This is a genomic window from Promicromonospora sp. NPDC059942, from assembly GCF_042731755.1.
Lineage (GTDB): Bacteria > Actinomycetota > Actinomycetes > Actinomycetales > Cellulomonadaceae > Promicromonospora.
The window spans coordinates 426330-439899 of the sequence record NZ_JBHWLR010000004.1 but is presented as its reverse complement, the minus strand read 5'-3'; the positions used below and the strand labels follow the sequence as shown (position 1 = coordinate 439899).

At 72.0% G+C, this 13570-nt stretch carries 7 protein-coding genes; 5 read left to right on the top strand and 2 right to left on the bottom strand.

Annotated features, from left to right (window positions below):
• Positions 1-16 precede the first annotated feature (16 nt).
• Both ACFV9Q_RS09205 and ACFV9Q_RS09200 read left to right on the top strand, forming a co-directional pair.
• On the top strand, positions 17-6079 hold the full coding sequence (locus tag ACFV9Q_RS09205; RefSeq protein ID WP_377234153.1) for an Ig-like domain-containing protein: 6063 nt from the start codon (positions 17-19) through the stop codon (positions 6077-6079).
• Between the two features lie 187 nt (positions 6080-6266).
• Positions 6267-6716: a hypothetical protein gene (locus ACFV9Q_RS09200; RefSeq protein WP_377234152.1), complete on the top strand. Its 450-nt coding sequence runs from the start codon at positions 6267-6269 to the stop codon at positions 6714-6716.
• Between the two features lie 67 nt (positions 6717-6783).
• Here ACFV9Q_RS09200 and ACFV9Q_RS09195 read toward each other — a convergent pair whose 3' ends face one another.
• Positions 6784-10047, bottom strand: coding sequence for an efflux RND transporter permease subunit (locus ACFV9Q_RS09195; protein WP_377234151.1), 3264 nt, complete (start codon positions 10045-10047; stop codon positions 6784-6786).
• 158 nt (positions 10048-10205) lie between these two features.
• Here ACFV9Q_RS09195 and ACFV9Q_RS09190 point away from each other — a divergent pair, with 158 nt between their 5' ends.
• On the top strand, positions 10206-10655 hold the full coding sequence (locus ACFV9Q_RS09190) for a MarR family winged helix-turn-helix transcriptional regulator (RefSeq protein WP_377231703.1): 450 nt from the start codon (positions 10206-10208) through the stop codon (positions 10653-10655).
• A 106-nt stretch (positions 10656-10761) separates the two neighbouring features.
• Here the strand turns inward: ACFV9Q_RS09190 and ACFV9Q_RS09185 are convergent, their stop codons facing one another.
• The gene (locus ACFV9Q_RS09185; protein ID WP_377234150.1) at positions 10762-11730 is read right to left on the bottom strand and encodes a helix-turn-helix transcriptional regulator; all 969 of its coding nucleotides are present in this window, start codon (positions 11728-11730) and stop codon (positions 10762-10764) included.
• A 111-nt stretch (positions 11731-11841) separates the two neighbouring features.
• On the opposite strand from ACFV9Q_RS09185, the gene ACFV9Q_RS09180 reads away from it, so the two are divergent.
• Together ACFV9Q_RS09180 and ACFV9Q_RS09175 are read left to right on the top strand one after the other, a co-directional pair.
• Positions 11842-12207, top strand: a complete 366-nt coding sequence (locus ACFV9Q_RS09180; protein ID WP_377234149.1) for a VOC family protein — start codon at positions 11842-11844, stop codon at positions 12205-12207.
• 80 nt (positions 12208-12287) lie between these two features.
• Positions 12288-13445, top strand: coding sequence for an epoxide hydrolase family protein (locus tag ACFV9Q_RS09175; protein WP_377234148.1), 1158 nt, complete (start codon positions 12288-12290; stop codon positions 13443-13445).
• Positions 13446-13570 lie beyond the last annotated feature (125 nt).

The window sequence follows — 13570 nt, the reverse complement described above, 5'->3', positions numbered from 1 at the left end:
ATGATCAGGAGGACGCATGAGCTTTGCCTCACGCGTATTTGAGAACCGTAGGTCGGTCGTCTCGGTGGGGGTGGTGGCGCTCTTCGGCGCGGGTCTGGTCGGCTTCGCGCTCCTCTACGACGGCGAGGCCACCGCCGACGTCGACCTGAACGACTCGGGCGTCTGGGTGACCCAGACGGCGAAGGGCAACCTCGGCCGGTTCAACTACGAGGCCAAGACCATCGACGGCGTGCTGGTGGCCGGCGGCGGGGGGAGCTTCGACGTGGAGCAGAACGCCCAGCGCGTGCTCCTCGACAGCACGGGCAGCTCGTCCGCGAGCCCGGTGAACCCGGCGCAGCTCGCGTTCGACACCACCATGAACTTCCCCGCGGGCGCGCAGGTCGCCGCGGGCGGCGCCACCACGGCGGTGTACGACGCCGAGACCGGCCGGGCGTGGGTGATGCCGTTCGACTCGGCGGCGTTCGACGAGAAGGAGCTCAAGCCCACGGTCGAGGCCGGCAAGGGCGGCAAGCTCGCGGTGGGCAAGGACGGCACCGTGTTCCTGGCCGTGCCGGCCGACGGCAAGCTCTACACGATCCCCACCAGCTCGCAGGGCGTCGCCGAGGACGCCGACGAGTCGTCGCTCCCCGTGAGCGCCGACGCCACGGTGCTGGTCTCCGGGGTGGGCGACAAGCCCGTGGTGCTCGACCAGTCCACCGGCAACCTCGTGCTGCCGGGCGGCGACACCGTCACGATCGAGGAGGGCGCGCAGAGCATGCTGCAGCAGCCCTCCGACAAGGCGGAGAACGTGGTGCTGGCCACCCCGAAAGCGCTGGTGACGGTGCCGGTCGGCGGCGGGAAGCCGACCACGCTCGGCTTCCAGGGCGCGGGCGGCGGCACGCCGTCCGCCCCGGTGCAGCTCGGCGGCTGCCTCTACGGGGCGTGGGCCGGCGGCCAGGTGATGCGGGACTGCGCGGGCACGGACAACGACGTCAACGAGGTGCTCGAGGGCGTGGGCGCCGGGATGAACCTGGTCTACCGGGTCAACCGGAACGTGATCGTGCTCAACGACATGGCGGGCGGCCTGCTGTGGATGGCCGCCGAGAAGTTCGAGGTGGTCGACAACTGGAAGCTCACGATCCCCAAGGACGGCAAGGGCGACAAGACCGAGACCGAGGAGGCCACGCCGGAGCAGGTCGACCAGGCCGTGACCGACCGGAGCAGGCCCAACCGTGCCCCCAAGGCGGTGGACGACACGTTCGGCGTACGGCCCGGGCGCACCACCGTGCTCAACGTGCTGGGCAACGACTCGGACCAGGACGGCGACGTGATGGTGGCGTCGGTCAAGGGTGAGGTCGAGGGCGACATCACGGTGGACCGCGTGCTCGACGGCTCGGCGCTGCAGGCGAACGTGCCCGACGGCGCGACCGGGACCACCAGCTTCACGTACGAGGTGAACGACGGCCGGGGCGGCGTCGACGAGGGCTCCGTGGACGTCAAGGTGGTGCCGCCGGAGGAGAACAACGCCCCCGAGCAGCCGGGCAAGCCGGTGCTCGTGGTGGGCCAGGGCGGGCTGGGCACCATCAAGGTGCTGCCCTACTTCAAGGACCCGGACGGCGACGACATGTTCCTGTCCAGCGCCACCACGGCCGACCCCCTGGACGAGGTGCGGTTCCGGCCGGACGGCACCGTCGAGTTCCGGGACGGCGGCACCGTGACGGGCAACAAGATCGTCGACGTCCTGGTGTCCGACGCCATGGGCCAGTCCTTCCCTGGCACCCTGATCGTCAACGTGGTCGCCACCAACGTGCCGCCCGTCGCGGTGCAGGACCACGTGGCGGTGCTGGCCGGCGAGCCGGTGACGGTGGACCCGGTGGCCAACGACTTCGACCCCAACGGCGACGACTTCCGGCTGATCCGGGTCGACGACAAGCAGGGCGCGACGATCACGACCAACGCCACGGCCGAGACCTTCAAGTTCATGTCGGAGACCACCGGCTCGTACGACGTGATCTATCACGTCAGCGACGGCCTCGCGCCGACGATGGGCCTGGTGCGCGTGGACGTCGTCGAGCCCCCGGAGGAGTCCGGGGCCCCGGTCGCGGTATCCGACCAGGTGCTGCTGCCGGCCGGCGGCACCGCCCTGGTGGACGTGCTCGCGAACGACACCGACCCCGCGGGCGGCGTGCTCGTGGTGCAGGGGGTCAGCGTGCCCGGCGACGCGCCGGTGACCGTGTCGGTGCTCAACCACCAGATCCTGAAGGTCTCGGAGGTCAAGCGCCTGGAGGGTCCGGTGACCCTGAGCTACAAGGTGGCGAACGGCACGAGCACGTCCACCGGTCAGGTGCGCGTGGTGCCGATCCCTGCGCCGGCGCAGCTGCGCCCGCCGGAGGCGGGTCCGGACGAGGCGACCGTGCACGTGGGCGACGTGGTGACCATCCCGGTGCTGAAGAACGACACGCACCCGGACGGCCTGGAGCTGACGCTCACGGACGAGCTGCAGGAGTCGCCGCCCGCGGAGGCGGGCGAGGCGTTCGTCTCCGAGGACACGGTGCGGTTCCGGGCCGGCCAGGAGGCCGGGACGTACCACGCCGTCTACGAGGTGTCGGACGCCAACGGCCAGAAGGACTCGGCCCAGGTCACGATCAACGTGCTCGACGCACCGGAGAACTCCGCCCCGCAGCTGCCCGACATCGAGGCGCGGGTGCTCAGCGAGGGCGTCGTCCGGATCCCGCTGCCGCTGGACGGCACGGACCCCGACGGCGACTACGTCTCGCTGAGCTCGATCTCCGCGGCGCCGTCGCAGGGCACCGCCACCATCGTGGACGGGTTCATCGACTACGCGGCCTCCGAGGGCTCGGCAGGCCTGGACACCTTCACCTACCAGGTCACCGACACGCGCGGCGCCCCCGCCGAGGGCGTCATCCGGGTCGGTATCGCGGTTCCCCCGGCGTCCAACCAGGACCCGCAGGCCGTCGACGACGTGACGACGGTGCGGCCCGGCCGGACCGTCGCGGTCGCGGCCCTGGAGAACGACTCCGACCCCGACGGCAACCAGATCGGACTGGTGGCGAAGGGCTTCCAGGGCACGGACGACCTCGAGCCCAAGGCGGTGGACGACGACGTCGTGGTCACCGCTCCCGACGAGGAGGGCCCCTACTCCTTCTACTACGGCATCCAGGACACCTTCAAGGCGCGCGCCAGCGGCGCCATCACGGTGAACGTGGACGCCAACGCCCCGCTGCTGCGTCCCATCGCCCACGACGACGTCGTGACGGTCGACGACGTGGAGGGTTCGAGCAGCGTCACGCTCGACGTGCTGGCCAACGACGTGGACCCGGACGGCGTGGCCGCCGACCTCAAGGTCTCCCTGGACGCGGACCGGGAGGGCGTGAGCGTCACCGAGTCCGGCTCCGTCAAGGTGGAGCTGGCGCAGGACGCCCAGGTCATCACGTACACCGTGACCGACATCGACGGCCTGGAGGCCAAGGCGTTCATCCGCGTGCCGGGCGACCAGGCGCGGCCGCACGTGAAGCCGGGCCTGCAGCCGCTCAAGGCGACCAGCGGCGAGCCGCTGACGATCGACATCGCGGACTACGTGGTGGTGCGCGACGGGACCAAGCCGCGGATCACCGAGGACCGGACGGTCAAGGCGCTGGAGGGCACGGCAGCGGTCGAGGACGAGGACACGATCGTCTACACCTCGACGGCGGACTACGCCGGGGCCGCGTCGGTCAGCTTCGAGGTGACCGACGGCAAGGGGCCGGACGACACCGAGGGCCTGACGGCGGTGCTGAGGCTGCCGATCGACGTGACCCCGTCCAAGAACATGCCGCCCAAGATCACCGGGACCCCGGTGCTCCGGGTCGCCGCGGCCGAGACGGCCGAGGTGGACCTGTCGCGGTACGCCAGGGACCCGGACAAGGACCCGCTGACCTTCGAGGTCAAGAGCACCGAGGACATCATGGCGTCCGTGACGGGTTCGACGGTCCGCGGCGAGGTCGACATGGCGGTCCCGAAGGGCACCGTGCGGGAGCTGGCGATGACGGTCTCGGACGGCAAGAACCCGCCCGTAGAGGCCGTGCTGACCGTCGAGGTGGTGCCGTCGACCCGGGAGCGGGCCAAGACGGCGCCGGACGTGGTGCTGGACGCCCACCAGGGCAAGGCCACCACCATCCCGGTGCTGGCCAACGACACCAACCCGTTCCCCGAGCGCCCGCTCAAGGTGGTCGACGTGGCGCGCGAGACGGGCCAGGGCGAGGTCTCGCACAACGGCTCCGAGGTGATCGTCACCCCGGCCGCCGACTTCACCGGCGTCATGACCGTGCGCTACCGCGTGCAGGACGCGACCGGCGACCCCGACCGCGAGGTCGACGGCATCGCCAAGCTGACCGTGCTGGGCCGGCCCGAGGCGCCCCGCGCGCCGCGGGTGGAGGAGGTCCGTTCGGAGACGGTCGTGCTGAGCTGGGACCAGCCGAACAACAACGGGTCGGAGATCACCAAGTACACGCTGCGGACGCAGAACGGTCAGGAGCACGCCTGTACCACGACCACCTGCACGTTCGACGGGCTCAAGAACAACGTGAAGTACAAGTTCACGGTCACCGCGACCAACGAGGTGGCCGAGTCCGACCCGTCACCGGCGTCGCGCGAGGTCCGGCCCGACGAGAAGCCGGACAAGCCCGAGCCCCCGACGCTCGACTTCGACGACCGGAGCCTGACGGTCAACTGGAAGAACAGGGCCTACACCGACCGCTCCCCGATCGAGTGCGTCAACCTGGAGATCAGCCCAGCGCCGGCGAACAACGTGACCCAGAAGGCGTGCGTCGACAACACCTCGGTCAAGTGGACGGGGCTGGAGAACGGCACGGCGTACACGGTGCGGGTGCAGGCCAAGAACGAGGCCGACAGCCCGTCGGACTGGAGCGACCCCTCCGCGCCGGAGACCCCGGCCGCGCCCCCGGCGCAGCCGGCCGCGCCGACCGCGCAGCGCGTCGACACGGGCGTGGGCGGCCAGATCACCGTGTCGTGGACGGCCCCGGCCAACAACGGCGACGCCGTGAAGAAGTACTACCTGGACGTGTACAAGGACGGCTCGAAGGTCAACACCATCCCCGTCACGGGCACGTCCAAGGCGGTGCAGGACCTGAACACGAGCTCGACGTACACGTTCACGGTCGTGGCCGAGAACAAGGCGGGCAGGTCCACGGCCAGCCCGAAATCGAACGCGGTGGTGCCGTTCGGCGTGCCGGCGACCCCGGGCCGGCCGACGGCCAAGCTCGGATCGACCACGAGCAACCAGGCGGACGTGAGCTGGAGCGCGATCCCGAGCTCGGAGTTCCGCGGCAAGAACCCGCGGTACGAGGTCACGTACAACAACGGCACGGACCACCCCGGCCCGGGCAACGCGACGTCCTACACCTACAAGGGACTGACCAACGGGACGTCGTACGCGTTCCAGGTGCGGGCGTGCAACGCCGACGCCTGCTCGGACTGGTCGGCCGCCTCGAACGCGGTGAAGCCGTACGGCCCGCCGAAGACGCCGACGATCACGGCGACCGCCGGGATCGGCAAGGTCACCTTCACGTGGGACGCGCGGGCGGAGAACGGCCTGCCCACCACCGTGCGGGTGACCGGGGCCATCAGCAGCACGGCCAAGAACGGCACCGCGTCGGCCACGGCCGCCGAGGGTCAGAACAAGAACGCCTGCGTCACGGTGACCGACTCCCAGAACAAGCAGGCGCAGGCCTGCGACTCGGCGAATGCACTGACGCCGCGGGCCTGGGTGACCGTGGGCAGTGACGCCGGTTGCGCCACCTGCCAGCACTGGGTGCTGAACTGGTCGGGCTTCGACACGGGAAACCATCAGGCGGCCTGCTGGGCGGGCAACACCCAGCAGTACGACCAGAACAGCCCGACCTACTGGCACGACATCCACGAGGGGCACCCCAGGACCTGGGAGGGCAGCACCAAGTACGCGATGAACGGGGCCAGCGGCAGCAGAACGCTCTCGTGTTTCATGAGCAGTACGTACAACGGCGCCGAGGTCGCCTTCATGGTCGACGGGAAGCGGTACCAGATCTCGAGGTGGAACAGCTGACGCCGGCCGTCCGGAACGGCTGACGTCAGTTCTCGCGGGGCGCACGGGTGACCGTGCGCCCCGCGCTGTCTTCCGGAGGCGAAATGCACCACTTGTCGCTACGCTGCCGCCGACGCCGGTTTAGACCTGTTGGTCCGCTCTGCCCTGAGTCGCGTCCACGACCTGGATCTCGAACGTAAGGACCGCGATGCTCGTTCAGGCCTTCACCGCCAGCCTGATGGACGGCCAGCCGACCGTAGACGGCGAACCGGCGACGTCGATCTGCCGGAGCTACGGGAGCCATCCAGGGGTCCGGACGCCGGCGACGGAGCGCGGCGGGTACTGCGCCGTCGTCGACCACGCGCCGCTCCCGGCGGCGGGCGAGGACGACGAGCTGAGCGTGCACCACGGGGCGGCCGTCGACATCGGCGACGGGTGGGCCTTCTTCGACGGCCTCGCCCCGGCCGCCTGCTTCGTCCGTGCCGGCCTGCGGTCCAACCTGAGCCCGTCGTGGGACCTCTTCGAGGCCGCGGAGGTCCGGTCCTGGTGCACGGAGCACTGCTGCGACGAGCTGGCGCTCGTGCTCGGCCGCCAGGTCTACGAGGCGGCCGAGATCGACGGGTTCTTCGCGCAGTTCGCGGCCTCGCTCGCCGCGTAGCACGCACGGAGCCGGCCCGTACGACGCCGACGCCTGACCGCCCACCGGGGCGGTCAGGCGTCGCCGGCTACCCCGCGTCCGCCGCCAGGCGCTGCGCGACCGCCGCCGCCTCGGCGGCCTTGACCTGCGCCTTCTCCGCCCGCCGCGCGGCCTTGGCGGCCCGCTTCGGCGTGCTGCCCTCCGAGCGGCGCTCGAACAGCGTGTAGATCACCGGCACCACGTACAGCGTCAGCAGCGTGGAGGACACGAGCCCGCCGATCACCACGAGCGCCAGCGGCTGCGAGATGAACGCCCCACCGCCCGTCAGGCCGAACGCCATCGGGGTCAGCGCGAGGATCGTCGCGGCCGCCGTCATCACGATCGGCCGCAGGCGCTGGCGCGCACCCTCTCGGACCGCCTCGTCGAGCGGCCGCCCGTCGGCCCGGTACTGGTTGATCAGGTCGATCAGCACGATCGCGTTGGAGACCACGATGCCCACCAGCATCAGCACGCCGATCAGCGCCGCGACGTCCAGCGGCGTGCCCGTCAGCAGAAGCGCCAGCAGGGCGCCCGTCGCCGCGAACGGCACCGAGACCAGCAGGATCAGCGGCTGCCCGATGCTGCGGAACGTCGCCACCATCACCAGGTACACGATGAGGATCGCCGCCAGCAGCGCGAGGCCCAGGTCCGCGAACGCGTCGGCCTGGTCGGCCGCCACGCCGCCCACGCTGACCTCCGCGCCGTTCGGCAGGTCCAGCCCGTCGATCTCCTCGGTCAGGGCCGTGGTCAGCGTGCCCAGGTCCTGACCCGCCGGGGTCACCGCGACGGTCGCGCTGCGCTCGCCGTCCACCCGCGTGACCGACGCCGGGGCCGACACCTCCTCGACCGTCACCAGGTCGCTCAGCGGCACCACGCCCGCCGCCGTCGGCACGTCGATCTTCTCGATCTCGGCCGTCGTGGCCGGCACGTCGCCCGCGACGACGACGTCGAGCGACGCGCCGTCCAGGTCCACGGTGCCGATGCTCATCTCGTTCATCGCGCCGGCCACGAGGCCGGAGACCGTCGCCTCGGTCAGCCCGGCCTCGGCCGCCGCGTCGCGGTCCACCGTCACCTGCACCGTCGACTGCTCGGCGGCCAGGTTGTTGGTGACGCTCTCGACGCCGTCGAGGTCCGTGACCGCGTCCTCGACGTCGCTCGCGGCGGCGGCCAGGTCGTCGGCGTCGGGCGCGGTGACCACCAGGTCCACCGTGGTGCTGGAGAAGCCGGAGTCGCCGGCCGCGACCGTGACCTCGCCGTCCAGGGTGGCGTCGTCGAGCGCCGCGCGGACGTCGTCCTGCACGGCCTCGCCGTCGGCGTCCTCGTCGAGCGTCATCGCGAACGACGCGCTGCTCCCGCCGCCGCCCATGCCGAAGGCCGCGGCCATCCCGTCGGCCGACCCGACCGTGGTCTGCACGGTCGCGATGCCGTCGACGCCGGCGAGGACCTCCTCGACGTCCTTGGCCGCCGCGTCCTGGTTCTCGAGCGACGTGCCCGGCTCGAACTCCTGGGTCACCGACAGCGTGTCCTGGCCGGCGGCCCCGATGAAGTTGGTCTCCATGCGCGGCACCAGCGCGAGCGTGCCGCCCAGCAGCGCGACCGCGACCGTCAGCGTGACCGCCGGGTGGCGCAGCGAAGCCGCCAGCGACGGCACGTAGGCGCGCTGCCAGATGCCGCGCCGCTCCTTGAGCTCGGCGGCCTCGCGCATCGCGACGCCGCCGTCGGCCGAGGCCGGCACCTTGATGAACCAGTACGCGAGCACCGGCACGACCACGAGCGCCACGATCAGCGAGGCACCCATGGCGATCGCCACGGTGACGGCGAACGGCTGGAACAGCTCGCCCGCCATGCCGCCCACGAGCGCGATCGGGGCGAAGACGGCAATGGTGCACACCGTGGAGGCCGTGATGGCCGCGCCCACCTCACGGACGGCGGTGACGATCGCGTCGACGCGGTCCTCGCCGTAGGACAGGTGCCGCTTGATGTTCTCGATCACGACGATCGAGTCGTCCACGATGCGCCCGATGGAGATGGTCATGGCCGCGAGCGTGAGGATGTTCAGCGTGTAGCCGGTCAGGTTCATCGCGGTGAACGTCACGGCCAGCGACAGCGGGATCGAGATCGCGGCGACCAGCGTGGCCCGCAGGGAGGCCAGGAACACCAGGATCACGAGCACCGCGAAGAGCAGGCCGAGGCCGCCCTCCGTGGTCAGGCCCTCGATCGACTCCTCGATGAACGGTGCCTGGTCGAACGTGACGGCGGTGCTCACGCCCGCGTCGTCGAGCTCGTCCTGCACGTCGGCCAGCACGTCCTGTACGGCGTGCGACACGTCGACCGTGTTGCCGTCGGGCGTCTTGGTCAGCGCGATCGCGAGGGACGGCTCGCCGTCCAGCCGCGAGAAGGAGGTGGGCTCGACGTCCTTGACGCTCACCTTGGCGACGTCGCCCAGGTGCACGACGGCGGCGGGGCCGGCCTCGGCGGCGGGCTGCTCGCCGGTCGGCGCCTCGCCGGTGGCGCCCGGGGCGCCGGCGGCAGCACCCGCGCCGGCGGCTCCCGCACCGGCCGCACCGGCCGCGCCGGCTCCCGTGGAGCCCGCGGCCGGGACGATCGGCAGCTTCTCGAGCTCCTTGACGGTGCTGACGGTGGTGCCCACCTGGACGCTGCTGGTGCGGCCGTCCTCGGTGACCGAGCCGACCGGCGTGACCGTGCCGTTGTCCTGGAGCAGCGACGAGAGCTGGGCGGCGGTGAGACCGGCGGCGGCGAGCTTCTCGTCGTCGGGCTCGATGACGACCTGGCGCTCGGTGGTGCCGGTCACCGTGACGTCGCGGACCTCCGCGATGCCCGAGAGCTCGGGCACCAGCACGGAGTCGATCGTGTCGGTCAGCTCCCGCTCGGTGCCGTCGCCGGACACCGCGAGCTGCACCACGGGCAGGTCGTCGAACGAGCCCGCCATGACGTCGGGCTCGACGTCGTCCGGCAGGTCCGACAGGCCCCCGACCGCGGAGGTCATCTCCTGGCTGGCCGCGTCGATGTCGGTGCCGTACTCGAGCTCGACGGTGGTCATCGAGACGCCGGTGGAGACCGTCGAGGTCACGCCCGTGACGCCGTCGATCGCCTCGACGGCGGTCTCGATCGGGTCGGTGACGCGCTCCGCGACGATCTCCGGCGCGGTGCCCGGGTAGACCGCGGTGACCGCCACCACGGGCACGTTCAGCGACGGTATGAGTTCCTGACGGAGCTGCCCCATGCTGAAGATGCCGACGACGAAGACGGCGATCGTCGCGAGTGCCACGAGGGCACGGTTCGCGAGCGACATTCGGGCAAGACGAAACACACTGCCTCCAGATCTGGGGTTCACGCCGGGGTCCCACGACTCCGTCGGCGCAGTATTTTGCCTAACGCAAAGGATCACGCCCGGGTTCCCGCCGCGCAAGTCCGGTTCTCGCGCCGCCCGCGGACCACTAAAGTCACCCCGTGACCGACGTGACCCGCGCGCAGCTCGCCGCCGAGCTCGCCGAACTGCACCACGAGCTGGGCGAGGCGTTCTTCGCCTCCCGGCTCCGGCCGCTGCTGGAGACGGACCTCACGGTGCAGCAGCTCAGAGCGCTGGCCCTGGTGCAGGTGGACCGCGACTCGACGCCGCAGCGGCTCGCCGAGGCGCTCGGGGTCTCCGCCGCGACGGTCTCCGGGATCCTCGACCGGCTCACGGCCGCCGGGATGGTCGTGCGCACCCCCGACCCGGTCGACGGCCGGGTGCGCCGCGTGACCACCACGGAGAAGGGCAGCGAGGCGATCCGGCGCATCGTCGCGCTCGAGGACGATTTACCGCCCGACCTGCTGGACCTGCTCGACGTCGACGACCTCCGGGCCCTGACCCGGGGCACCCGCGCCCTGCTGGAGGCAACCCGCCGCCTGGCCCCCTGACAGCCTGTTGAGTGCTGGCTATCTGCGCTTCCGCAGCCCGTAAACGCGCAGATACCCAGCACTCAACGACGTCGTGGCGGTCAGGTGTGGTGGTCAGGTGTGGCGGTCAGGTGTGGCGGCGGGCGGTCGCGGCCGCCAGGCGGTGGACGAGCGCCCGGGCCTCCGGCGGGGCCGTGACCTCGATGTGGTCGGCGAACTGGAGGAGCTGCCGGGCGGCCTCGACCTGGGCGTAGGCGACGGTGATCGGCACCCGGCCCGACGCGTCCGGCGGCCCGACCGTGCGCAGCCGCGAGCCCAGGATGCGGCGGGCCAGGTCCACGCCGTCGGCGTCCAGGAGCGCCTCGACCGTCATTCCACCGCGGGTCTCCAGCGCCCGGCCGAGCCCGCGCGCGACGTCCTCCAGGGCGACGTCGCGGATCCGGCGCGGCTCGTCGAGCAGCGCCCAGCGGTCCAGCCGGGTCAGCGCGAACAGCCGGGGCACCGACTCGACGTCGGCGACGAGGTACCAGCGGTCGACCCGCAGCAGCAGCCCGTACGGGTCCACCACCAGGTCCGACGCCGCGCGCTCCCCGCTGCGCCGGTACGTCACGCGCAGCCGCCGGGCCTGGCGCAGGTCGCGCGCGAGCGCGGCGACGTCGGGCGCCTCGCGCGGCTCCTGCGGCGCGAACCAGGCCCGGTTCTCGACCGTGACGACGTCGGCCAGGGACAGCGGCGCCACCCCGGTCCGTGCCGGGGGCGCGCCGGGCCGGGTCGCGAACTTGCCGACGGCGGCCCGCGCCGCCGTCTCCGCGCCGAGCGCCCGGGCGCGTTCGAGGTCGACGCCGACGGCGCGGAGCACGTCGGCCTCCGACGTCGTCAGCCGGCTGAGGTCGACCTGCTGGCCGGGGAGCAGGCTGATGCCGCCGTATTTCCCGCGCTCGGTGAGCACGGGGATGTCGGCGTCGACGAGCTTCTGCACGTCGCGCAGGATCGTGCGGACGGACACGCCGAACTCCTCCGCGAGCGCCTCCGCCGTGGTGTGCCGCCGCGCCTGGAGCGCGCCGAGCAAGCCGATGAGGCGCTGTGCCGAGGTCATCTCTGCTCTCCGGTCGGTCGCTGCGGGGTTGAACATGACAGGTTCTGTCAGGTTAGCGCGCGAGCGTGGGTCTGTCGCCGAACGTCGGCGGCAGCCTGGAAGGAGCTACCCATGCCCGCACCCAACCTCTTCCTCGTGTACGTGACCGACGTCGAGCGCGCCACGGCGTTCTATGCCGACCTGTTCGAGATCGAGCCGGTCATGCGCGCCCCGCGCTACGTACCCTTCGAGATCGCGCCCGGCGTGCTGTTCGCGCTGTGGAGCGGCCGCACCGACGGGCTCTCCGCGCAGACGCCGCGGTCGTTCGAGGTGGGCCTGATGGTGTCCCGGTCCGCGGCCGCCGTCGACGACGTCTACGCGGCCTGGGTCGGCAAGGGCGTCACCGTGGTCGAGGAGCCGCACGACGAGGTCTTCGGGCGCACGTTCGTGGTCGCCGACCCCGACGGCAACCTGATCCGCGTCTCGCCCACCGACTGACCGCCGCACCCGGCGCGGCGTCGTGACGACCCCAGGACGACGCCGCGCCGCCCGCGCGGGCCGCACGTAGGGTGTGTGCCGTGTCGGAGACCATCGCCCCTGAGCCGTTCGCCCCGCAGGCCACGCCGGAGGCGATCGAGGACCTGCGCGCGCGGCTGCGGGCGACCCGCTGGCCCGACGCCCCCGAGGACGCCGGCTGGACGCTGGGCACCGATCTCGACTACCTCCGCGAGCTCGTCGCGTACTGGGCGGACGGGTTCGACTGGCGCGCCCAGGAGGCCACGCTGGCGCGGCTCCCCCGCTTCCGGACGTCGGTCGGCGGGCTGGGGATCCACTTCGTGCACGCGCGCGCCGTCGCGCCGTCCGGCCCGGTGCTGCCGCTGATGCTCAGCCACGGCTGGCCCGACTCGTTCTGGCGGTACTCGAAGGTCGTGCCGCTCCTGACGGACCCCGGCGCGCACGGCGCCGACCCCGCCGACGCGTTCGACGTCGTCGTCCCGGACATGCCGGGCTTCGGGTACTCGGACCGGCCGACGGGCGCGCCGCTGAGCTCGATCGCCGTCGCGGGGCTGTGGGCCTCGCTCATGACGGTGCTGGGGTACGAGCGGTTCGGCGCGGCGGGCGGCGACATCGGCAGCCACGTGAGCCGGTACCTGGCGCTGGACCACCCGGACCGCGTGGTCGCCGTGCACCGCACGGACGGCGGGCTGCCCGTCTTCGCGGGCGACCCGGCGACACTCCAGGCCGAGGAGCGCGCCTGGTTCGCCGAGACCGCCACGTGGAGCGCGACCGAGGGCGCGTACGGCGCCATGCACCGCACCAAGCCGCAGACCGTCGCCGCCGGGCTCAACGACTCGCCCGCCGGGCTGGCCGCGTGGATCGTCGAGAAGCTCAGGGCCTGGAGCTTCGGTGACCTGGAGGACGCCTACACGCGGGACGAGATCCTGACGAACATCACGATCTACTGGCTCACGGGCACCATCGGCTCGTCGATGCGGATGTACCACGCCAACGGCGCGATCCCCGCCCGGCAGCTCACGCGCCGGGTCGAGGTGCCGTCCGGGTTCTCGCTGTTCCCGGGCGACATCGTGCGCCCGCCGCGGGCGTGGCTGGAGCGGACCGCCCACACGGTTCGCGTCACCGAACCGGAACGGGGCGGCCACTTCGCGGCGTTCGAGGAGCCGGAGCTGTACGCCCAGGAGCTCCGCGACTTCTTCCGCCCGTACCGAGGCGCCTGATCCACCTGGCGGACGGCGCCCTCCGGGTCCCGGGTGGGGAGTTTTGGCGCGAAACCGGCAGGCTTCGTCCAGGGGGGGGGAGGAGAGGGGTGGCGGTGTGGTAAGGGTCCAAGCGAAAGAGGAGG